This is a genomic window from Acidovorax sp. LjRoot194 (genome assembly GCF_964253015.1).
Taxonomy (GTDB): domain Bacteria; phylum Pseudomonadota; class Gammaproteobacteria; order Burkholderiales; family Burkholderiaceae_C; genus Acidovorax.
In genome coordinates this window covers 1,415,075-1,437,893 of sequence record NZ_CAXUQB020000001.1, presented here as the reverse complement: position 1 = coordinate 1,437,893, position 22,819 = coordinate 1,415,075, and the positions used below count along the sequence as shown (strand labels likewise).

The window sequence follows — 22,819 nt, the reverse complement described above, 5'->3', positions numbered from 1 at the left end:
GCATGGCACTGACCCTGGAACAACTCAACGCCGCCAGCAGTGCCGAGGCCCTGCAACTGCTGGACGGCCTGTACGAGCACTCACCCTGGATCGCCGAGCAGGCGCTGGCGCAGCGGCCGTTCCGCTCGCTGGCCCACCTGCAGCACGCCATGGCCCAGGCCGTGCGCACCGCTGGCACCGAGGCGCAGTTGGCCCTCATCCGCGCCCACCCCGAACTGGCGGGCAAGGCCATGGTGGCGCAGAACCTCACGGCCGAGTCCACCAACGAGCAGAGCAAGGCGGGCCTCACGCAGTGCACGCCCGAAGAGTTTGACCGCATCCAGGCGCTCAACACCGCGTACAACCAGCGCTTCGGCTTTCCGTTCATCCTGGCGGTGCGCGGGCCGCGCGGCACCGGCCTGCCCAAGCGGGAGATCATCGACACGTTTGCGCGCCGCCTGGACAACCACCCCGAGTTCGAACTGGCCGAGGCCCTGCGCAATATCCACCGCATCGCCGAGATTCGCCTGAACGACAAGTTCGCTGCCGAGCCCCTGCTGGGCAACGACGTGTGGGACTGGCAGGAAAAGCTGGCCGAACACTCCGACCCCGGCTTCGCAGAAAAGGGCCAGCTCACCGTCACGTATCTGACCGACGCGCACCGCGCCTGCGCCCAGCGCATCAGCCACTGGATGCGCGACTGCGGCTTCGACGAAGTGGAGATTGACGCCGTGGGCAACGTGGTGGGGCGCTACCATCCGGCCACCGAGGGTGCGCGCTACCTCATCACGGGATCGCACTACGACACCGTGCGCAACGGCGGCAAGTACGATGGCCGCCTGGGCATCTTCGTGCCCATGGCCTGCGTGCGCGAACTGCACCGCGCCGGCCGGCGGCTGCCCTTCGGCATCGAGGTGGTGGGCTTTGCCGAAGAAGAAGGCCAGCGCTACAAGGCCACCTTCCTCGGCTCGGGCGCGCTCATCGGCGACTTCAACCCCGCCTGGCTGGACCAGAAGGATGTGGACGGCGTGACCATGCGCGCGGCCATGCAGCACGCTGGCCTGTGCATCGACGACATCCCCAAGCTCCAGCGCGACCCCGCGCACTACCTGGGCTTCATCGAAGTGCACATCGAGCAGGGCCCCGTGCTCAACGAGTTGGACCTGCCCCTGGGCGTGGTCACTTCCATCAACGGCAGCGTGCGCTTCCTGTGCGAGATGATCGGCACCGCCAGCCACGCGGGCACCACCCCCATGGACCGCCGCCGCGACGCGGCCGTGGCCGTGGCGGAACTGGCGCTGTACGTGGAGCAGCGCGCTGCACAGGACGGCGACTCGGTGGGCACCATCGGCCAGCTGCAGGTGCCTGCAGGCTCCATCAACGTGGTGCCCGGCCGCTGCCAATTCAGCCTGGACCTGCGCGCACCCACCGACGCCCAGCGCGACGCGCTGGTGAGCGACGTGAAGGAGCAGCTTGCCAAGATCGCCGCCCGCCGCGGCCTGCGCTACACACTGGAAGAATCCATGCGCGCCGCCGCCGCGCCCAGCGCACCCGCCTGGCAGCACCACTGGGAGCGCGCCGTGGACACGCTGGGCGTGCCCGTGTTCCACATGCCCAGCGGGGCGGGACACGACGCGATGAAGCTGCACGAAATCATGCCCCAGGCCATGCTCTTCGTGCGCGGACTGAACTCCGGCATCAGCCACAACCCGCTCGAATCCACCACCAACAACGACATCCAGCTGGCCGTGGACGCCTTCACCCAGGTCCTGCGCCAACTTGCCGAGGAACAACAACCATGACGACGAACACCCCACAGAACTACGCCGCGCTGGACGCCTGGATCGACCAGCACTTCGACGAGGAAGTGCGCTTCCTGCAGGCGCTGGTGCGCGTGCCCACCGACACCCCGCCCGGCAACAACGCCCCCCACGCCGAACGCACTGCGGAGTTGTTGACCGAGTTCGGCTACGCCGCTGAAAAGCACGCCGTTCCGGCCGCCGACGTGGTGGCCTATGGCATGGAGTCCATCACCAACCTCATCGTGCGCAGACCTTACGGCGACGGCGGCAAGACCATCGCCCTGAACGCCCACGGCGACGTGGTGCCCCCTGGCGAAGGCTGGACGCACGACCCCTACGGCGCCGAGATCGTTCATGGCGCCATGTACGGGCGCGCCACCGCTGTGAGCAAGAGCGACTTTGCAAGCTTCACCTTCGCGGTGCGCGCGCTGGAAGCCGTCGCCAAGCCCACCCGGGGCGCGGTGGAACTGCATTTCACCTACGACGAGGAATTCGGCGGCGAACTCGGTCCCGGCTGGCTGCTGCAGAAGGGCTTGACGAAGCCCGACCTGATGATCGCAGCCGGTTTCAGCTACGAAGTGGTCACCGCCCACAACGGCTGCCTGCAGATGGAAGTGACCGTGCACGGCAAGATGGCCCACGCCGCCGTGCCCCACACCGGCGTGGACGCACTGCAGGGCGCGGTGCACATCCTGAACGCGCTGTATGCGCAGAACGACGAGTACAAGAAGGTCACGTCCAAGGTCGAAGGCATCAAGCACCCGTACCTGAACGTCGGCCGCATCGAGGGCGGCACCAACACCAACGTCGTGCCCGGCAAGGTCATGTTCAAGCTCGACCGCCGCATGATCCCCGAAGAGAACCCGGTGGAAGTGGAAGCCGCCATCCGCCGCATCATCGAGCAGGCTGCGGGCGAGCGTGCCGGCATCAGCGTGGACATCAAGCGGCTGCTGCTGGCCAACGCGATGACGCCGCTGGCCGGCAACCAGCCCCTGGTGGACGCCATCCAGAAGCACGCGCAGGTCGTGATCGGCGAGCCCGTGCCTGCCGTGGGCACGCCGCTGTACACCGACGTGCGCCTGTATGTGGAGCGCGGCATCCCCGGCGTGATCTACGGCGCCGGCCCGCGCACCGTGCTCGAGTCGCACGCCAAGCGCGCCGACGAGCGCCTGCAACTCGAAGACCTGCGCCGCGCCACCAAGGTCATCGCGCGCACGCTGAGCGATCTGCTCGCCTGAGCCTGGGACGCTTTGTCGATCCCACGCTGATTCGCCGTCCATCACTCAGTACCGCACACCGTTCGGGCTGAGCCTGTCGAAGCCTCGCGCAGCGCTTCGACGAGTTCAGCGTGAACGGTTTTTCTTCTTTCCGAGCTTGGAGCGCTTTGGCGATTTCACACGGGTTCGCGCTCCGTCGTTCAACACCCCATACCGTTCGGGCTGAGCTTGTCGAAGCCTTGCGCAGCGCTTCGACAGGCTCAGCGTGAACGGTTTTTCTTCTTTCCGAGTTTGGAACGCTTTGGCGGTTTGACACGAATGTGCGTCCAACCTTTCATCCATCCCACGCCATTCGGGCTGAGCCTTTCGAAGCCTTTCGCAGCGCTTCGACAAGCTCAGCGTGAACGGTTCTCGCTTATTTGAAGTGAAGGGAAGCGATCCATAAGCCCCGGTCATGCCGCACGCGCATCATTGCCGCGCTGCAAAGTCATGGCGCAATCGCTTCTGGCGGCGCGTTGACCGGCCTACACTGTCGCGGGCGCGTCCACACGATGGAGGCGCCCGTTTTGTTTTGAACCGGTTTGCGTTTTTCGTCGCGCCCCCCCATCAACAACACAAGGAGATCTGCAATGAACATTCGCCAAACGCTGCTGGCCGGCAGCGTCGCGCTGGCCCTGGCCAGCCTCACCGCCTGCGGCAGCACGCCGCCCGCTGCCACCGCAGCACCCGCCCCCGCCGTACAGCAAACGGCCTCGGCCCAGGCCGCCAGCGCCGCGTACGACTTCGACATGGACGTGTTCCACCCCGTGGTGGCACGCAACGGCATGGTCGCCACCGAACAGGAACTGGCCTCGCAGATCGGCCTCGACATCCTGAAGGCCGGTGGCAACGCAGTGGATGCCGCCGTAGGCATCGGCTTTGCACTCGCCGTGGCCCTGCCCAATGCGGGCAACCTGGGCGGCGGCGGGTTCATGGTGGTGCACGACGCCAAGACCGGCAAGAGCGTGGCCCTGGACTTCCGTGAAGTGGCGCCCATCAAGGCCACGCGCGACATGTACCTCGATGCCAAGGGCAACGTGGTGGACGGCAAGTCGCTGTACACCCACTACGCAGTGGGCGTGCCCGGCACCGTGGCCGGCATGGAGCACGCGCTCAAGACCTGGGGCACCCTGCCCCTGTCGCGCGTGATCGCGCCCGCCATCGAGCTGGCCGACAAGGGCTTCCCGGTCAGCGAAACACTGGCCAAGATCCTGCAGCAGGAAAAGAAGAACATGGGCAACTGGCCCGCCACCCAGGCCATCTTCTGGAAGAACGGCGAACCGCTGAAGGTGGGCGACCCACTGGTGCAGAAAGACCTGGCCCAGTCCATGCGCCTCATCGGCCAGCAAGGCGCCCGGGCTTTCTATGAAGGCGAGATCGCCCAGAAGATCGCCGCCGAAATGGCACCGCACGCCGGTGCCCTCACGCTGCAGGACCTGCGCGAATACAAGGTGGCCGAGCGCGTGCCCACGCGCGGCACCTACCGCGGCTATGAGATCGTGACCATGCCGCCACCCTCCTCCGGCGGCCCGCACCTGGTGCAGATCCTGAACATGCTGGAGCCCCTGCCCCTGGCCCAGTGGGGCCCCAACAGCGCGCAGACCATCCACTACATGGCCGAGAGCATGAAGCTCGCGTACGCCGACCGCGCCGAGTACCTGGGCGACCCGGACTTCGTGAAGATTCCTTTGAAGGGCCTGACCTCCAAGCGCTATGCCGAATCCCTGGCCAAGGGCATCGACGCCAACACCGCACGCAGTGGCAAGAGCATCAAGCCCGGCCAGCCCCAGCCGTACGAGAGCGACCAGACCACCCACTACTCCGTGGTGGACAAGGCCGGCAACGCTGTGGCCGTGACGTACACGCTGAACACCAACTTCGGCAGCGGCATCGTCGCCAAGGGCACGGGCATTTTGCTCAACAACGAGATGGACGATTTCTCGGCCAAGCCCGGCGTGGCCAACGCCTACGGCCTGGTCGGCGGCGACGCCAACGCCGTGGCCGCCAAGAAGCGCCCCCTGTCGTCGATGACGCCCACCCTGGTCCTGAAGGACGGCAAGCCCACCCTGGTGACCGGCAGCCCCGGCGGCGCGCGCATCATCACCACGGTACTGCAGACGGTGGTCAACACCATCGACTTCGGCATGAACCCCGCCGAAGCCGCTGCCGCACCCCGCGTGCACCACCAGTGGACGCCCGATGAACTGCGCGTGGAAAAGGGCCTCTCGCCCGACACCCTGGCCCTGCTCAAGCAACGTGGCCACAACATCGCAGTCAAGCCGTCGATGGGTCGCACGCAGACCATCCAGATTCGCGGCGGCGCGCTGTACGGCTACTCGGACCCGCGCAATCCGGATGGGAAGACGCTGGGGTATTGATTGCTACTCATTTGATAGCTGCTAGCGCTTGATAGACAAGCGGTAGCGGCCATTTCAATGAAAAATCCCGCTCGCCGAAAGGCCGGCGGGATTTTTCATGCCCGTCTGCGTCAGGTTGGCGATGCCTGCCCGATCTCAAAATTCGCCATCTTCTCCAACGCCCGCACCATCGCCGAGTGGTCCCACCCCTGACCGCCATGCGCCACGCAGGCGTTGAACAGCTCCTGCGCCATGGCCGTATTGGGCAGCGGCACCCCCAGCGTGCGAGCGCTCGACAACGCAAGGTTCAGGTCCTTCTGGTGCAGCCCGATGCGAAAGCCCGGCTCGAACCTGCGCTGGATCATGCGCTCGGCATGCACCTCCAAAATCTTGGACGATGCGAAGCCGCCCAGCAGCGCCTGGCGCACGCGGGCCGGGTCGGCGCCCGCGCGGGCGGCGAAGAGCAGCGCTTCGGCCACGGCTTCGATGTTCAGGGCGACGATGATCTGGTTGGCCACCTTGGCGGTCTGGCCGTCGCCGTTGCCGCCCACCAGGGTGATGTTCTTGCCGAGGCGCTCGAACAGCGGCCGGATGCGGTCGAACACAGCTTCGGGGCCGCCGACCATGATGGACAGGGTGGCGTTCTTTGCGCCCAGCTCTCCGCCCGACACGGGGGCATCCAGGTACTGCGCGCCCACGGCCTCGATGCGCGCCGCGAAGTCCTTGGTGGCCACGGGCGAGATGGAGCTCATGTCCACCACCACCTTGCCCACACTGCCCTTCAAACCTTGGGCCACGCCGTCGGCGCCGAACAGCACCTTCTCCACATCCGGCGTGTCGGGCAGCATCAGAAAGATGATGTCGGCCCGCTCGGCCACGCCGCGCGCCGTGGTGCACTGCGTGGCGCTGCTCTCCGCGATCTGCGGCGCCACGCGGCCGCGCGTGTGCACGTACAGCTGGTGGCCGGCGGCGATGAGGTGGCCGCATAGGGGTGCGCCCATGATGCCCAGGCCGATGAAACCGAGTTTGAGGGGGGTGTCGGTCATGCTCTTGTTCTCCTTGTGTTGTGTTGATGCGTACATCCGTGGGTGGTGGCTCATGCGGTAAGCGCCGTGCGCCACCCCAGGCCTATATCCGTGGTGCGTGCAGGCCGGTATTCGCAGCCCACCCAGCCTTCGTATCCGATACGGTCCAGGTGCGCGAACAGGTAGCGGTAGTTGATCTCGCCCGTGCCCGGCTCATGGCGGCCGGGGTTGTCGGCCACCTGCACGTGGCCGATGCGCGGCAGATGCTTTTGCAGCGTGGCGGCCAGCTCGCCTTCGGTGCGCTGCGCGTGGTAGATGTCGTACTGCACGAGGGCGTTGTCGGCGCCCACCTCGTCCAGGATGGCCACCGCCTGGTCCGTGCGGGTGAGGTAGAAGCCCGGGATGTCGAACGGGTTGATAGGCTCGACCAGCAGGCGCAGGCCGGCCGCTTTGAGCTCGGTGGCGGCAAAGCGCAGGTTTTCAACCAGGGTGCGGTGCAGCACGGCGGCGTCCACACCCGCTGGCGCCTTGCCGGCCAGGCAGTTGAGTTGTGGCACGCCCAGCGCCTTCGCATAGGTGATGGCGCGAGCCACTCCCGCACGGAACTCGGCAATGCGGTCCGGGTGGCAGGCAATGCCGCGCTCGCCCGCATCCCAGTCGCCGGCGGGCAGGTTGTGCAGCACGATCTGCAGGTGGTGTGCGTCAATCTGTGCGCGCAGTTCCTCAGGAGTGTGGGCGTAGGGGAAGAGGAATTCCACGGCTCCGAATCCGGCGCGGGCAGCGCGCTCGAAGCGGTCGAGGAAAGGCACTTCGGTGAACAGCATGCTGAGGTTGGCAGCAAAGCGGGGCATGGGGAAGTCTCCCGTGAAGGTGGGTAAAAAATGCGGATTACTTTGAGCTGGGGCGCCACCCCATACCGTTCGGGCTGAGCCTGTCGAAGCCAGGGCTTGGGGGTGGCCTTCGACAGGCTCAGGCTGAACGGTTGGAGGGATGAACAGGCGGGCCAACCAGGCTCCTCGTCAGTCCAGCACCGCCAGCGCACTCGGCACGTCCGCCGCCTGCGTGGCCAGTTCCTCGAACTCGACGACGTTGTCGATCTCCGTGCCCATGGCGATGTTGGTCACGCGCTCCAGGATCACCTCGATGACCACGGGCGTTGCGTGCTCGGCCATCCAGGCCTCGGCCTGGGCAAGAGCGGGCGCGAACTCCTCGGGCCGGTGCACGCGGATGGCCTTGCAGCCCAGGCCTTCGACCACCTTCACGTGGTCCACGCCGTAGCCGCGCGCCACTTCGTCCTCGGCCATGTTCACGTTGTCGAACGCGAGCTGCACGCAGTAGTCGATGCTGAAGCTGCGCTGCGCCTGGCGGATCAGGCCCAGGTAGCTGTTGTTGACCAGCACGTGGATGTAGGGCAGCTTGAACTGCGCGCCCACGGCCAGCTCCTCGATCATGAATTGGAAGTCGTAGTCGCCCGACAGCGCCACGATCTTGCGCGCCGGGTCGGCCACGCGCACGCCCAGGGCGGCGGGCACCGTCCAGCCCAGCGGGCCGGCCTGGCCGCAGTTGATCCAGTGGCGCGGCTGGTACACGTGTAAAAACTGCGCGCCCGCGATCTGCGACAGACCGATGGTGGAGACATAGCACACGTCCTTGCCCAGCGCGCGGTTCATGCACTGGTACACACGCTGCGGCTTCATGGGCACGCTGTCGAAGTGGGTCTTGCGCAGGTAGTCCACGCTGTGCTTGCGGCCCAGGCATTCGGCGGCCCAGCCGCTGCGGTCCTTCAGGCGCCCCGCGGCCTGCCATTCGCGCGCCACCTCGACGAAGAGCCGGAGCGCGGCGCCCGCATCGGAGACGATGCCGAAGTCCGGCGCGAACACGCGGCCGATCTGCGTGGGCTCGATGTCCACGTGCACGAACTTGCGGCCCCGGGTGTAGACATCGACGGACCCCGTGTGCCGGTTGGCCCAGCGGTTGCCGATGCCCAGCACGAAGTCGCTGGCGAGCATGCTGGCATTGCCGTAGCGCTGGCTGGTCTGCAGGCCGCACATGCCGGCCATGAGCGGATGGTCGTCGGGGATGCTGCCCCAGCCCATGAGCGTGGGGATCACCGGCACGCCCAGCAGCTCGGCCAACTGCACCAGCAGGTCCGACGCATCGGCATTGATGATGCCGCCGCCCGCGACAATCAGCGGGCGCTCTGCGTCGTTCAGCATGCCCAGTGCCTTCTCGATCTGCGCACGCGTGGCGGCAGGCTTGTAGGGCACCAGGGGTTCGTACGTGTCGGGGTCGAACTCGATCTCGGCCAGCTGCACGTCGATGGGCAAATCGATCAGCACCGGCCCGGGCCGGCCCGAGCGCATGAGGTGGAATGCCTGCTGGAACGCCTGCGGCACCTGCGCGGGCTCCAGCACCGTGGTGGCCCACTTGGTCACGCTCTTGGCAATGGTGGCGATGTCCACGGCCTGGAAATCTTCCTTGTGCAGGCGGGCGCGCGGTGCCTGGCCGGTGATGCACAGGATGGGGATGGAGTCCGCGCTGGCCGAGTACAGCCCCGTGATCATGTCGGTGCCGGCGGGGCCGCTGGTGCCGATGCACACGCCGATGTTGCCGGCGACGGCGCGGGTGTAGCCCTCGGCCATGTGGCTGGCCCCCTCCACATGGCGCGCGAGGATGTGGCCGATGCCGCCATGTGCCTTGAGCGCCGCATACAGCGGGTTGATGGCCGCGCCCGGCACGCCGAACGCGACGCTCACGCCCTCTTTCTCCATCACCTTCACGGCGGCCTCGATGGCCTTCATTCTTGGCATTGCACATCTCCTTGGGTAGGTGGTCGGTTGATGGGGCAACTCTAGGCAAGCACCCTTTGCGGCGGAAGGTGGCGGCAGACCATAAAATTTATTCCACACAGGAATAAACCTCGGCGTGCGCATGCCGCACCATGCAGGCTTCAAGGAGGCAACCACGATGGACCGGCTCGATGCCATGCAAATGTTCGTGCGGGTGGTGGAGACCGGCAGCTTTACCAAGGTGGCCCGCGAGTTCGCCACCACGCAGCCCACGGTGACCAAGCAGGTGGCGGCCATGGAGGCACACCTCAAGGTGCGGCTGCTCAACCGCAACACGCGCGGCGTGAGCCTGACCGAGCCCGGCGCGCTGTACTACGAGAAGTGCAAGGCCATCGTGACCGAGGTGGCCGAGGCCGAGAGCGTGGTGCGCGTGCGCCAGACGCAGGTGCAGGGCCAACTGCGCGTGGGCAGCTCGGTGGCGTTCGGGCGGCGCGTGGTGGTGCCGCTGGCGCTGGAGTTCATGGCGCAGAACCCGCAGGTGCAGCTGGACCTGAGCTTCGAGGACCGCTACACCGACCTGGTGGCCCACGGCATCGATGTGGCGATCCGCCTGGGCAAGCTGGCCGACTCGGCCCTGGGTGCGCGCACGCTGGGCATGAACCCCTGGGTGCTGGTGGCATCGCCCACCTACCTGCGCCGCCACGGCACGCCGCGCCGGCCGTCGGACCTGAAGGACCACGCCACGCTGATCTACAGCAGCGTGCAGGGCAACGACCTGTGGCGGCTGCGCAATGCGAGCGGCGAGGCGGTGTCGGTGCCTGTCACGGGGCGGCTGCGGTCCAACAACCTCTCTGCGCTGCTGGCGGCGGCGCGCGCGCACATGGGCATTGCGGCGCTGCCGCATTACGTGGCGGTGGAGTCGCTGGCGGCAGGACGCGTGGTGGAGGTGCTCAAGACCTGCCGCCTGCCCGAGCAGGAGATCCATGCGGTGTACCCGTCACCGCGGCTGGTGCCGCAGAAGGTGCAGGCGTTCGTCGCTTTTTTGCAGGGGCGGTTTGGCAAGGACTGGGTTGACGCTTTGCCGCGTGAGGGGGCTGCGAGGAAGTAAAGGAGGGCTGGGAGATGACGAGGTTGCGCCCTGGGGGAGGCCCCCTCTCCCCGGCCCTCTCCCGCGAGGGGAGAGGGGGTGAAGGCAGGGACGCCGGTGGTGGTGGCACGGTGTTGGCCCCATGAGCCGTCGTTGCTGCGGCCTTCGCGCATCGCGGCGGGCGCGGCGGTCGCAAACATCCTTACCGTCGTGGCGCCCCTCAAGCTCCCTCTCCCCTTGCGGGAGAGGGCTGGGGAGAGGGGTAATGATCAGGCACAGCGCCAGCCCAAACCCTGGACCTTATCGCCCCGCAGCCCAGGCGCAGCCAGCGCCAGCCACTACAAAATCAGGATCGCCCGAAAGTCATTCACGTTCGTGTGCGTGGGCCCCGTGATGACCAGATCGCCCAGCGCATCGAAGTAGCCATACGCATCGTTGCGGTCCAGGTGGTCCGCAATGCGCAGGCCCTGCGCCCCGGCACGCGCCAGGGTGTCGGGCGCTACGCGTGCACCAGCGTTGTCTTCCACGCCGTCGATGCCGTCGGTGTCCGCAGCCAGCGCCCACACGCCCGGCTGGCCCTGCAGCGCCTGCGCGAGCCCCATGCAGAACTCGCCCGCACGACCGCCCCGGCCCTTGGGGGCGCCCGGTGCGCGCGGGCGGACCGTGACCGTGGTCTCACCGCCCGAGAGGATCACGCAGGGCCGCGCAAACGGCTGACCGTGCCGGGCCACGGCCCGTGCCAGCGCAGCGTGCACCTTGCCCACTTCGCGCGATTCGCCCTCGATCTCGTCGGACAGGATGTACGCCGGCACGCCCGCCGCCCGCGCGGCCTCGGCAGCAGCCTCCAGCGACTGCTGGGGCGTGGCGGTCATGTGCACGGCGTGGCCTGCGAACACGGCATCGCCGGGCTTGGGGGTTTCGAGGTCACCCGCCTCCAGCGCAGCACGCACGCTGGTGGGGATGTCGATGTGATAGCGCGCCAGGATGGCCAGCGCGTCGGCGCAGGTGGTGGCGTCGGGCACGGTGGGGCCGCTGGCGATGACCGAGGGGTCGTCGCCCGGCACGTCGCTGATGGTGAGCGTGACCACGCGCGCGGGTGCGCAGGCCGCCGCCAGGCGCCCGCCCTTGATGCGCGAGAGGTGCTTGCGCACGCAGTTCATCTCGTCGATGGCGGCGCCGCTCTCGAGCAGCGCCTTGTTGATGCGCTGCTTGTCTTCGAGCGTGAGTCCGTCAGCCGGCAGCGTGAGCAGGGCCGAGCCGCCGCCCGAGATCAGGCACAGGACCAGGTCGTTTTCCGTCAAACCCTGAGTGAGCGCCAGGATGCGCTGCGCGGCCTCAAGCCCCGCCGCATCGGGCACCGGGTGCGCGGCCTCGACCACCTCGATGCGCTGCGGCAGGCCTTCCGGCCGGGGCGGCGTGTGGTGGTAGCGCGTGACCACCAGGCCCGACAAGGGCGCATCGGCCGGCCACAGCGCCTCTACCGCCTGGGCCATGGCGCCTCCGGCCTTGCCAGCGCCCACCACCAGGGTGCGCCCGCCGCTCTCCGGGCTGGGCGGGGCGGGCAGGAAGGCCGCGGTGTTGTGCAGCGGCAGCGCGCGGCGCACGGCCACGCGGTACAGGTATTCGAGGAATTCGCCGCTTTGGCGAAGGGGGTCGGGCACGTTGTGGTCAGCGGTCATGGTGGTCTCCGCGGGCGATTGTGCGGCACCCGGCCGGCCGATACCCTGCGTGCAAGTCAAAAGAACTTCAACCGTCCACCCCCGGGTGCAGGGCCGTTGCTGCGTGGCCATCGGGGGATAACCCTATGTTCTGGTGCGCAACACTTGCCTACATTTCTTGTATGCAAGATTGATCGCAGTGCCACTTTCTCCTTTTTTCCGCAAAGGGTTCCCATGCTCCGCTTCCTCAACTCCTTGTTCGGCCGGGTGATCCTGGCCTTGATTGCCGGTGTGGCCGTCGGGCTGCTCTGGCCCGACACGGCCGTGCAGCTCAAGCCGCTGGGCGACGGCTTCATCAAGCTCATCAAGATGCTGATTCCGCTCATCGTCTTCTGCGTGGTGGTGCATGGCATTGCCGGCACGGGTGACTTGAAGCGGGTGGGCCGGGTGGGCATCAAGTCGCTCATCTACTTCGAGGTGGTCACCTCCATCGCGCTGGTGCTGGGCCTGGCGCTTGCGTTCTGGTTCGAGCCCGGTGTCGGCATGAATGTGGACCCGAGCGCGCTGGACCCCAAGGCCATGGGCGCCTATGCGGAAAACGCCAGCAAGCTCACGGGCGGCGGCTTCAGCGACTTTCTGCTCAAGCTCATCCCCACCACCGCCGTGAGCGCGTTCGCCACCGGCGACGTGCTGCAGGTGCTTCTGTTCTCCATCATCTTCGGCTGCGCGCTGGCGCTGCTGGGCGAGCGCGGCGCGCGCATCACCAGCCTCATCGAAGACCTGTCGCACGTGCTGTTCAAGACCATGGGCCTGATCATCAAGCTGGCGCCACTGGGCGTGCTGGGTGCCATCGCGTTCACTGTGGGCAAGTACGGCATCGGCTCGCTCAAGCAGCTGGGCATGCTGGTGGTGCTGTTCTATGCGGCCGTGTTCATCTTCGTGGTGGTGGTGCTGGGCCTCATCATGCGGGTCTCGGGCTTCAGCCTGTTCAAGCTGCTGCGCTACCTGCGCGAAGAACTGGCCGTGGTGTTCGCCACCACGTCGTCCGACAGCGTGCTGCCCCAGATCATGGCCAAGCTCAAGCACATGGGCATCCGCGACTCGACCGTGGGCCTGGTGATCCCCACGGGCTACTCGTTCAACCTGGACGCGTTCTCGATCTACATCACGCTGGCGGCCGTGTTCATCGCCCAGGCCACGAATACGCCCATCACCATGACCGACTTGCTGACCATCCTGGCGATATCGCTGGTCACCTCCAAGGGCGCGCACGGCGTGCCGGGCTCGGCCATCGTGGTGCTGGCGGCCACGCTGCACGCCATTCCGGCCATTCCGGCCATCGGGCTGGTGCTGGTGCTGTCGGTGGACTGGTTCATGGGCATTGCCCGTGCGCTGGGCAACCTGATCGGCAACTGCGTGGCCACCGTGGCCATCGCCGCGTGGGAAGGCGACATCGACCGCGAGCGCGCCCACGCCGTGCTGGACGGCCAGGCCGTGCCGCCGCAGCAGCAGTGACCGCATGCGACAAGCCAAGCCATAACAACCCACAACACCACGGCCCACCCCATGCACTCTTCTACCGTTCTGACCCGCCGCCGCGCTATCGCAGGCGCTGCGGGGCTGTACGCCCTTCCCTTCGGCTGGGGCCCCGCCGCCGCCCAGGGCAAGGGCGAGCCCGACCAGTTGGACCGCATCCTGCGCAGCCGGGTGCTGCGCGTGGCGGTACCGCAGGAGTTCCCGCCGTTCGGCTTCACGCGCAACGGCGTGGTCGATGGCTTTGACATTGCGGTGGCGCGCATGCTGGCCGGCGACCTGCGGGTGACGCTCAAGATCCAGCCCGTGGCCAGCGGCGACCGCCTGGCCGCGCTGCTCGAAGACCGGGTGGACCTGATCATCGCCAGCCTGGGCAAGACCGCGGAGCGCGAGCGCGAGATCGACTTTTCTACTGCCTACGCGCCCACCTACATGGGCATCTTCGGCGATGCCAGCGCGGGCCCGGCGGACCTCGCCGCCCTCAAGGGCCGCCGCGTGGGCGTGGTGCGCGGCAGCCTGGAGGAAACCGAACTCAAGGCCCAGGCGCCGCAGGCCACGGCCGTGGCATTCGACAGCTCCGCCCCCATGCTCGATGCGTACGTGCGCCGCAGCATCGACGCCTTTGCGGCGGGCAACGTGGTGGCCGAATCCATCCCCGATGCCGCGATGCGCGAGCGCATCAAACGGGTGGCCGTGCTGCGCCAAAGCCCCTGCTACATCGGCGTGCGCAAGCGCGAGCCCCGGCTGCTGGCGCGGGTCGACGAGTTCCTGGCCCATGCCCGGTCATCGCAGGCGCTGATGGTCAACGCCATGCACTGGTTCAAGCACAGCGTCTCGCCAGAGATGTTCAAGGACACCAAGGGCTGAGCCCCGCAAACGCACCACCGCCCCCAAGAACGCGGCGTGCAGCGCCCCACCGCCGCACCGCCGCTTTGCGCCACCCCGGCAAAGGCCGTACTCCCATGATCACCTCGCTTCGCACCCGCATCCTGCTCATCACCACCGCAGCCGTCACCGTAGCCTTGGCACTCACGGGCGCTGCCACCTACACCATCGTGCGGTCGGCCACACTGCAGACGATTGAAGAAAACCTGGCCGCCATCGCCTCGGGCAACACGCTGGCCATCGAGAAATGGGTCGCCGCCAAGGCCACCGCCGTGACGGCGACGGCCGCCGTGGTCGAACCCGGCGACCCCAAGGGCCTGGTGCTGCACATGAACAAGTCCGGCGGTTTCCCGGTGACAACGGGCGGCTGGCAGGACAAGACCTGGGTGTCGAGCAGCAGCACCACGCCGCCCACCTACGACCCCACCGCCCGCCCTTGGTACAAGAGCGCGCTGCAGGCCGGCAAGCTGGTGGTGACCAAGCCGTATGGCGATGCCTCCACCGGCGAGCCCTTCGTGTCGTTCGCCGCGCCCATCCTGCGGGACGGCACGGCGCAGGGCGCGATCAGCGGCGCGGTGCCGCTCAAGGGCGTGCAAGAGGTGGTGTCCGCCGTGCACCCCACGCCCAGCAGCCTGGGCTTCGTGATCGACAAGGACGGCTTGGTGCTGGCCCACCCGGACGCCAAGCGCATGCTCAAGCCGGTGGCAGAGCTGTCTGCCGCGCTCACGCCCACCGTGGTGTCGTCGCTGCAGGGCGCGAGCCACTCGCTCGAAGCCGAACTCAACGGCGCGCCCAAGCTGCTGCGCGCACTGCCCGTGCAGGGCACCGACTGGCTGCTGGTGGTGGCGCTGGACAAGGCCGAAGCCACGGCAGGCCTCGCCAGCGTGGTGCGCACCTCGGCCATCGCCATCGTGCTGCTGGTACTGACGGCGGCTGGCGTCACCGCGTTGCTCACCGCGCAGTCGTTCCGCCGCCTGTCGCAGGTGCGCGATGCGATGGATGAAGTGGGCTCGGGCAGCGGCGACCTCACGCACCGCCTGCCCGTGCAGGGGCGCGACGAGGTGGCGCAGATCGCCATGTCGTTCAACAGCTTCGTGGACAAGATCGGCACCGTCCTGCAGGACGTGCGCCAGGGCGTGGAGTCGATGAAGACGGCCACCGACGAGATCAAGGCCGGCAACCAGGATTTGTCCAACCGCACCGAAGGCTCGGCCAGCGCGCTGCAGGAAACCTCGGCCTCGCTTTCGCAACTGACGGTCACCCTCAAGCAGTCGGCCGAGGCGGCCGCCCAGGCCACACGCCTGGCCGACTCGGCCAGCGCCACGGCGATGCGGGGTGGTGATGTGGTGGCCGGCGCGGTGAGCACGATGGACGAGATCTCGGCCGCCTCGGCCAAGATCGGCGAGATCATCGGCGTGATCGACTCCATCGCATTCCAGACCAACATCCTGGCGCTGAACGCGGCGGTGGAGGCAGCCCGCGCGGGCGAGAACGGCCGCGGCTTCGCCGTGGTGGCCAGCGAGGTGCGCAGCCTGGCCCACCGCAGTGCCACGCCGCCAAGGAGATCAAGACGCTGATCGATGCCTCGGGCGCCAGCGTGGCCACCGGCACGCAGCGCGTGCAGGCCGCGGGCAAGACCATGGGCGAGATCGTCAAAGACATCCAGCAGGTGGCGCAGATCATCGGCGAGATCAACGGATCGATGAACGAACAAAGCGCCGGCATCGGCCAGATCAACCAGGCCGTGGCCGAGATGGACCGCTCGACACAGCAAAATGCGGCATTGGTGGAACAATCCACCGCAGCGTCGTCCGTGCTGAACGAGCAGGCCCACCACCTGGCGCGCACCGTGGCAGGCTTCAAGCTCGACGGCGACCGCGCCGCATCTTCTGCGACGTCCCGCCTGGCGCTCCCGCGCTGACGCTGCCTTTACCCTGCCCTACCCCTAGACTGGCGCTGCCCGCCACATATCACCACCACCACTATCCATGAGCATCAGCCCGAACCAGATCGCACAGCAGGTGGTCGAGTCCATACTGGCCCAGAAGCTGTCCCCCGGCGAGCGTCTGGGCGAACAGGAGCTGGCCGATCTGTTCGGCGTGAGCCGCACCCTGGTGCGCGAAGCGCTGATGCAACTGCAGGCGCGCGGCTTCGTCGAGGTGCGCCCGCGCCGCGGCTGGTATGTGGTGGAGCCGTCGGTGGACGATGCGCGCGATGCGTTCTCGGCCCGGCGCATCATCGAATCGGGCATCCTGGCCGACGCCGGGCGGCCCCTGCAGTCGGTCACGCCGCGGCTGCGCGCGCACATCGCCGAAGAGCAGCAGGCCATTGACGGTGCGGACGCGGCCACGCGCGCCTTCCTGCTGGCGGACTTCCATGTGTGCCTGGCCGAGAGCATGGGCCACCGCAGCCTGAGCGACATCCTGCGCGACCTGACGGCACGCACCACGCTGGCAGCGTCGCTCTATCAATCCCGGCACGAGGCCAGCCAGTCGTGCGCCGAGCACGAAGCCATCGTCGAGGCGCTGGAAGCCGGCGACACCGCACTGGCGCGCGAACGCCTGCTGGCCCACATCGGCCATGTGGAAGATGCGCTGAACCACGACCAGCCCATGGTGCGCGACCGGCTGCGCGACTCGCTCACGCCGCTGCCCGGTGCGCGGGCCAGCACCGACGGCTGACCTGCCTCTCTCTGCGTCTCCTTCTCCCTCCCATTCCATTCCCACCCAGCAACCGCCCCGGCCTCCACGGCTCGGGCGGTTTTTGTTTATTGCACGCGTTCGTGCGCATGCGGGTAAACCCCTGTCAATTCGTGCTCCAACGGCGTTTTATTGCACCCATTTTTTGTATACAAATATAGGGTACAAAATAATCCAGGCCGCAGATGCCCGGAACCCGTCCTTTTCCACACGAGGAGACACCCGTGAACACAGCCGTCAGCAGCACACCCTTGACGGCGGGCACCGAGCCCGCCGGCCCGCACCATGGCAACGCCCTGATCAAGCCGGGCTACGACCCGCGCCTGACCAACGAGGACCTGGCGCCGCTCAAACGCCAGACCTGGGGCCAGTACAACATCTTCGCGTTCTGGATGTCCGACGTGCACAGCGTGGGCGGCTACATCACGGCGGGCAGCCTGTTCGCACTGGGCCTGTCGAGCTGGCAGGTGCTGGTGGCGCTGCTGGTGGGCATCGTCATCGTGCAGTTCTTCTGCAACCTGGTGGCCAAGCCCAGCCAGGTCACCGGCACGCCCTACCCCGTGATCTGCCGTGCGTCCTTCGGGGTGCTGGGCGCCAACATCCCGGCCATCATCCGCGGGCTGATCGCAGTGGCGTGGTACGGCATCCAGACCTACCTGGCGTCCGGCGCGTTTTTGCTGCTGACGCTGCATTTCTTTCCGGGCCTTGCGCCGTATGCGGACGTCACGCAGCACGGCTTTGCAGGCCTGTCCAGCCTGGGCTGGCTGGCCTTCATGGTGATGTGGGTGCTGCAGGCGCTGGTGTTCTGGCACGGCATGGAGGCGATCCGCAAGTTCATCGACTGGGCGGGCCCCGCGGTGTACGTGGTGATGGCGGTGCTGTGCGGCTGGCTGGTGTGGAAGGCGGGCTGGAAGAACATCGACCTGAACCTGGGCGGCATCAAGTTCCAGGGTTGGGACGCGGTGCCCGTGATGCTGTCGGCCATTGCGCTGGTGGTGAGCTACTTCAGCGGACCGATGCTGAACTTCGGCGACTTCTCGCGCTACGGCAAGAGTTTTGACGCGGTGAAGAAAGGCAACTTCTGGGGCCTGCCGGTCAACTTCGTGTTCTTCTCGCTGCTCACGGTGGTGACCACGGCGGCCACGCTGCCGGTGTTCGGCGAGCTGATCACCGACCCGGTGCACACCGTGGGCAAGATCGACAGCACTACCGCGGTGGTGCTGGGCGCGCTGACCTTCATGATCGCCACCGTGGGCATCAACATCGTGGCCAACTTCGTGTCGCCCGCGTTCGACTTCTCCAACGTGGCGCCGCAGCACATCAGCTGGCGCACGGGCGGCATGATCGCCGCCGTGTGCTCGATCTTCATCACCCCCTGGAACCTGTACAACAACCCCGAGGTGATCCACTACACCCTGGACGTGCTGGGCTCCTTCATCGGCCCGCTGTTCGGCATCCTGATCGCCGACTACTACTACGTGCGCCGCCAACAGGTGCTGGTGGACGACCTCTACACCATGAACAGCCGCGGCGCCTACTGGTACAGCAAGGGCTACAACCCGCGCGCCATCTGGACGCTGATCCCCGCGGCCCTGGTGCCCATCCTGTGCGTGTTCGTGCCCGTGCTGCGGCCGGCCGCCAACTACGCCTGGTTCATCGGCATGGGCCTGGGCTTCGTCATCTACCTGGCGTTGAACCGCAAGAACTAAAAAAAAGAAAGAGCGAATCCGTGCGCATCAAGATCATCAACCCCAACACCACCTGGAGCATGACCGAGAAGATCGGTGCCTGCGCACGCGCCGTGGCGCGGCCCGGCACCGAGGTGCTGGCGGTGAGCCCTGCCATGGGCCCGGCCTCCATCGAGAGCCACTACGACGAGGCACTGGCCGTGCCCGGCCTGCTGCAAGAGATCGCGGCCGGCGAGCGCGACGGAATGGACGGCTATGTGATCGCCTGCTTCGGCGACCCGGGCCTCAAACCCGCACGCGAGCTGGCGCGCGGCCCGGTGGTGGGCATCGCCGAGGCGGCCATGCACATGGCCAGCATGGTGGGCTCGAAGTTCTCGGTGGTGACCACACTCTCCCGCACCATGGGCCAGGCATGGCACCTGGCCGAGATCTACGGCATGCAGCGCTTTTGCGCCAACGTGCGGGCCTGCGAGCTGCCGGTGCTGGAGCTTGAAGTGCCCGGCTCGAACGCGCGCGAGCGCATCACCGACGAATGCCGCCGCGCGCTGGCCGAAGACGGCTGCGACACGCTGGTGCTGGGCTGCGCGGGCATGGCTGACCTGTGCGAGCACATTTCGCAAGCGCTCGGCGTGCCGGTGATCGACGGCGTGGCAGCCGCCACGTCCATGGTCGAATCGCTGGTGCTGCTGGGCCTGTCCACCAGCAAGCACGGCGAGCTGGCGCGGCCCCTGCCGAAGGCCATGGCGGGCGCGCTGGCGGGTTTTGCGCTGCAGCCTGCCACGGCGGTGCGCCTGCCGCGCGCGGCTTGAATGGGGGTCTGCGAGGATGGGCCGCACCGCCCATCCAGGCCACAATCGGGCATGCCCCGCGCCCGATCCAGCACCCGTACTGCCGCCCCTCCGGACACCGCGCCTGAGCCCGTGGAGGGCATGCTGGCCCCGGCGGACGATCGACTGGCATCCACCGAAAGCATTGCACAAGACCTGGCCACCGCCATCGTCGAGAAGCGCCTGCCGCCCGGCACCTGGCTGCGCGAGGAAGCGCTGGGCCGCGTCTACTCCGTGAGCCGCACCAAGATCCGCGCGGCGCTGGTGATGCTGTCCAAGGACAAGTTGATCGAGATCATCCCCGACAAGGGCGCCTTCGTGAGCCGCCCGAGCGTGCAGGACGCGCGCGAAGTGTTCGCCGTGCGGCGTGTGCTGGAGAGCGAGGTCGTGCGCCTGTTCGTGGCCACGGCGGGCGACGCCGACTACCAGTTGCTGGAGCAGCACATCCGCTTCGAACGCGCGGCGCTGCGGGGCAGCACCACCACCGGCCGCGTGCGCGAGAAGCTGCTGGGCGACTTCCACGTGGTGCTGGCCGAAGCCACGGGCAACCGCACGCTGGCCGAGCTGGTGCGCGAGCTGGTGGCCCGCAGTTCCTTGATAGCCATGCTGTACCACTCGTCCAACGACCCGCACTGCTCGTCGGAAGAACACGCAGACTTCCTGCAGCTGTGCCGCGCCGGCGATGCCGAGGCCGCCGTGGCCAGCATGATGGAGCACCTGCGGCGCATTGAAGCCAACCTGGAGCTCGACACCGGGCGGCCCGACCGCCAGACGGATTTGGTCAAGGCCTTGCTGGCCTGAGCCTTTTCAGGCCCGGAGAACCCCGTCAGGACCGCGCCGCGTGGTGCGCATTCTGCGCATCCACGCAGCCTTTTTGCAGCACACGCAGCAGCAGCTGCATGCCGCTGGCGTGCACCCAGTTCTGCGCTTCCAGCACCGACACGGCGGCTTCCTGCCTGTGCGCGAGCGCCGTGGCCACGTTCACGTCGAAGGTGGCATCCGCCCGGTCGTTGGCCAGCGTGACGGCAGCCCCCAGCAGCGGGATATCGAAGGAGGGGCGCGGCCCGGCCTTGCCGTCCACGTCGATGCGCAGCACGCAGCCGGGCAACAGCTCGTAGCTCCAGCGGCGCTCGGCGTGCGCTTCACCACCCAACACGTTCATGTGCGCCAGCCGCTGGCCCTGCGTCATCGTGAACGGGTCGAGCGCGGGGGCGTCTTGCTGGGGATAGCCGTCCATGCAGGCCGCACCCACCACCACCATGCCCACGGCCAGCGCCAGGCGCCAGCGGGCCAGCGCGCCCGCGGGTGGACGGGCATCAGCGGCATCAGCGGCAAGGGAGGTTCGGAGCGGGGGCAGGTTCATGGAGCGGGCGTGTGGGGAGGAGCAGTCGCTGCGGCGGCTGCGCAGCAGGTGCGACGCCACAGCGGTGGCGCAGTCACGGCGCAGCGGCGAGCTGCGATTGTAAAAAAGCGCCTGCCTCCACCACCCGAAACCCCTGCCTCGCCGCGGCCTTTTGCCTGCGCACCGGCCCCGGTCGGGCGCCCGCACCTAGGGTTTACCGTAGCCAACGGATCCGGCAATGTGTATACACTTTTTGTATGGATCGTTGTGCACCAAAGATGGGTGCCACGCACATGCACGCAGATCCCCACACCGCGCCCCACCTCAAGGAGATTTCCCATGCAACCGTCTGTGCACCCCGTGGACGAACACCTGCCCCTGGGGCGCCTGACCGCGCTGGGGTTGCAGCATGTGCTGGTGATGTATGCCGGCGCGGTGGCCGTGCCGCTCATCGTCGGGCGCGCGCTCAACCTCACGCCCGACCAGGTGGCCAAGCTGATCTCGGCCGACCTCTTCGTGTGCGGGCTGGTCACGCTGATCCAGGCGCTGGGCGCCACGCAATGGTTCGGCATCCGCCTGCCGGTGATGATGGGCGTGACCTTCGCCTCGGTGGCGCCGATGGTGTCGATGGCGCAGAGCACCAGCGGCACGGCGGGCGCAGGGCTGATCTTCGGCTCGGTGATCGGCGCGGGGGTGGTGTCCATCCTGATCGCGCCACTGGTCAGCCGCATGCTGCGGTTCTTTCCGCCGGTGGTCACCGGCACCATCATCGCGGTCATCGGCATCAGCCTGATGCGCGTGGGCATCAACTGGATCTTCGGCAACCCCGTGGGACCCACCGCGCCCAGCGTGGTGAACCCCGAGCACCTCAAGTGGCTGACCGAGATGCAGTCGGCCGCCGGTGCGCCGGGCTCGTCGCTGCCGCCCGTGCCCAAGGGCTTTGCCGTGGTGCCCACGGTGCCCAACCCCCGCTACGCGGACCTCACGGGCGTGGGCATCTCGGCGGTGGTGCTGGTGTCCATTTTGCTCATCGCCAAGTTCGCACGCGGCTTCATCGCCAACATCTCGGTGCTGCTGGGCATCGTGATCGGCGCCGTGATCGCGGTGGCCATGGGCCTGATGTCGTTCGAGAAGGTGGCCAAGGCGCAGTGGTTCGACTTCGTGCTGCCGTTCGAGATCGCGGGGCCGGTGTTCGACCCCATATTGATCCTGACCATGACGCTCGTGATGATCGTGGTGATGATCGAGTCGACCGGCATGTTCCTCGCGCTGGGCGAGATGACGGACCGCAAGATCGAGCAGGCCGACCTCACGCGCGGCCTGCGCACCGACGGCCTGGGCACGCTGCTGGGCGGCATCTTCAACACCTTTCCGTACACCAGCTTCTCGCAGAACGTGGGCCTGGTGGCCGTGACCGGCGTCAAGAGCCGCTTCGTCTGCGTGGCGGGCGGCGTGATCCTGATCGTGCTGGGCGTGCTGCCCAAGATGGCGGCGCTGGTCGAATCGCTGCCCACCATGGTGCTGGGCGGCGCGGGCCTGGTGATGTTCGGCATGGTGGCGGCCACGGGCATCCGCATTCTGGGCGGGGTGGACTTCAAGCACAACCGTTTCAACGCGATGATCGTGGCCGTGTCCATCGGCGTGGGCATGATCCCGCTGATCGCGCCGAGCTTTCGCCAGTGGATGCCGCATGCGATCCACCCGCTGATCGAATCCGGTATCCTGCTGGCCTCGATCACGGCCGTGGCCCTGAACGTTTTCTTCAATGGCGCCAGCCGCGACACCTCCGCCGCTGTGAACGCCGCACGCCAGGCCGACGCCCACTAGCGTCCCGCCGCCCGCTGCCAGAAAGCGCTGCCGCCCGCACCGTGATGACCCCCTTGCAGCCGGGC

The 22,819-nt window shown here is 67.5% G+C and carries 16 protein-coding genes and 1 pseudogene; 12 read left to right on the top strand and 5 right to left on the bottom strand.

Translation table 11 applies throughout. From position 1 onward, the window contains the following. Nucleotides 1-2 precede the first annotated feature (2 nt). The 3 genes from uraD to ggt all read left to right on the top strand — a co-directional run bounded on the left by uraD (nt 3) and on the right by ggt (nt 5,415). Nucleotides 3-1,781, top strand: a complete 1,779-nt coding sequence (gene uraD / locus ACSQ3N_RS06600; RefSeq protein WP_436145897.1) for a 2-oxo-4-hydroxy-4-carboxy-5-ureidoimidazoline decarboxylase — start codon at nt 3-5, stop codon at nt 1,779-1,781. Beyond that, nucleotides 1,778-3,019 (top strand): M20 family metallopeptidase, encoded by a 1,242-nt coding sequence (locus tag ACSQ3N_RS06595; RefSeq protein WP_436145896.1) that lies wholly within the window; start codon nt 1,778-1,780, stop codon nt 3,017-3,019. The genes uraD and ACSQ3N_RS06595 overlap by 4 nt, the downstream gene beginning before the upstream one ends. Nucleotides 3,020-3,627: 608 nt before the next feature. Beyond that, complete coding sequence (gene ggt, locus ACSQ3N_RS06590; RefSeq protein ID WP_436145895.1) at nt 3,628-5,415, top strand: gamma-glutamyltransferase; 1,788 nt, start codon at nt 3,628-3,630, stop codon at nt 5,413-5,415. 110 nt (nt 5,416-5,525) lie between these two features. On the opposite strand, the gene glxR is transcribed toward ggt, so the two are convergent. The 3 genes from glxR to gcl form a co-directional block, all read right to left on the bottom strand. Then, nucleotides 5,526-6,440: a 2-hydroxy-3-oxopropionate reductase gene (gene glxR / locus ACSQ3N_RS06585; protein WP_436145894.1), complete on the bottom strand. Its 915-nt coding sequence runs from the start codon at nt 6,438-6,440 to the stop codon at nt 5,526-5,528. Between the two features lie 50 nt (nt 6,441-6,490). Beyond that, nucleotides 6,491-7,270 carry a hydroxypyruvate isomerase gene (gene hyi / locus ACSQ3N_RS06580; protein ID WP_436145893.1) on the bottom strand — a complete coding sequence of 260 codons (780 nt, stop codon included), beginning with the start codon at nt 7,268-7,270 and terminating at the stop codon, nt 6,491-6,493. A gap of 168 nt (nt 7,271-7,438) precedes the next feature. Continuing rightward, nucleotides 7,439-9,229, bottom strand: a complete 1,791-nt coding sequence (gcl, locus tag ACSQ3N_RS06575) for a glyoxylate carboligase (RefSeq protein ID WP_436145892.1) — start codon at nt 9,227-9,229, stop codon at nt 7,439-7,441. Between the two features lie 157 nt (nt 9,230-9,386). Here gcl and ACSQ3N_RS06570 point away from each other — a divergent pair, with 157 nt between their 5' ends. After that, the gene (locus tag ACSQ3N_RS06570) at nt 9,387-10,316 is read left to right on the top strand and encodes a LysR family transcriptional regulator (protein ID WP_056162492.1); all 930 of its coding nucleotides are present in this window, start codon (nt 9,387-9,389) and stop codon (nt 10,314-10,316) included. A 317-nt stretch (nt 10,317-10,633) separates the two neighbouring features. Here the strand turns inward: ACSQ3N_RS06570 and ACSQ3N_RS06565 are convergent, their stop codons facing one another. After that, nucleotides 10,634-11,974, bottom strand: coding sequence for a glycerate kinase type-2 family protein (locus tag ACSQ3N_RS06565; RefSeq protein WP_056161544.1), 1,341 nt, complete (start codon nt 11,972-11,974; stop codon nt 10,634-10,636). A 213-nt stretch (nt 11,975-12,187) separates the two neighbouring features. On the opposite strand from ACSQ3N_RS06565, the gene ACSQ3N_RS06560 reads away from it, so the two are divergent. The 7 genes and pseudogenes from ACSQ3N_RS06560 to ACSQ3N_RS06530 all read left to right on the top strand — a co-directional run bounded on the left by ACSQ3N_RS06560 (nt 12,188) and on the right by ACSQ3N_RS06530 (nt 20,386). Further along, nucleotides 12,188-13,468, top strand: coding sequence for a C4-dicarboxylate transporter DctA (locus ACSQ3N_RS06560; RefSeq protein ID WP_056161543.1), 1,281 nt, complete (start codon nt 12,188-12,190; stop codon nt 13,466-13,468). A gap of 51 nt (nt 13,469-13,519) precedes the next feature. Next, nucleotides 13,520-14,353, top strand: coding sequence for a transporter substrate-binding domain-containing protein (locus ACSQ3N_RS06555; RefSeq protein WP_436145891.1), 834 nt, complete (start codon nt 13,520-13,522; stop codon nt 14,351-14,353). A gap of 95 nt (nt 14,354-14,448) precedes the next feature. Continuing rightward, nucleotides 14,449-16,292, top strand: a pseudogene (locus ACSQ3N_RS06550) (methyl-accepting chemotaxis protein). Between the two features lie 67 nt (nt 16,293-16,359). Then, nucleotides 16,360-17,052 (top strand): GntR family transcriptional regulator, encoded by a 693-nt coding sequence (locus ACSQ3N_RS06545; RefSeq protein ID WP_436125723.1) that lies wholly within the window; start codon nt 16,360-16,362, stop codon nt 17,050-17,052. A 242-nt stretch (nt 17,053-17,294) separates the two neighbouring features. Then, nucleotides 17,295-18,779, top strand: coding sequence for an NCS1 family nucleobase:cation symporter-1 (locus ACSQ3N_RS06540; protein ID WP_436125724.1), 1,485 nt, complete (start codon nt 17,295-17,297; stop codon nt 18,777-18,779). Nucleotides 18,780-18,799: 20 nt separating this feature from the next. Continuing rightward, on the top strand, nt 18,800-19,567 hold the full coding sequence (locus tag ACSQ3N_RS06535) for an aspartate/glutamate racemase family protein (RefSeq protein WP_436145890.1): 768 nt from the start codon (nt 18,800-18,802) through the stop codon (nt 19,565-19,567). 51 nt (nt 19,568-19,618) lie between these two features. After that, nucleotides 19,619-20,386 (top strand): GntR family transcriptional regulator, encoded by a 768-nt coding sequence (locus ACSQ3N_RS06530; RefSeq protein ID WP_436145889.1) that lies wholly within the window; start codon nt 19,619-19,621, stop codon nt 20,384-20,386. A gap of 25 nt (nt 20,387-20,411) precedes the next feature. Here the strand turns inward: ACSQ3N_RS06530 and ACSQ3N_RS06525 are convergent, their stop codons facing one another. Then, nucleotides 20,412-20,948 carry a hypothetical protein gene (locus tag ACSQ3N_RS06525; RefSeq protein ID WP_156371825.1) on the bottom strand — a complete coding sequence of 179 codons (537 nt, stop codon included), beginning with the start codon at nt 20,946-20,948 and terminating at the stop codon, nt 20,412-20,414. 318 nt (nt 20,949-21,266) lie between these two features. Between ACSQ3N_RS06525 and ACSQ3N_RS06520 the strand changes: the two genes are divergently transcribed. Next, nucleotides 21,267-22,754 (top strand): nucleobase:cation symporter-2 family protein, encoded by a 1,488-nt coding sequence (locus tag ACSQ3N_RS06520; protein WP_056161528.1) that lies wholly within the window; start codon nt 21,267-21,269, stop codon nt 22,752-22,754. The last annotated feature ends 65 nt before the right edge of the window (nt 22,755-22,819 follow it).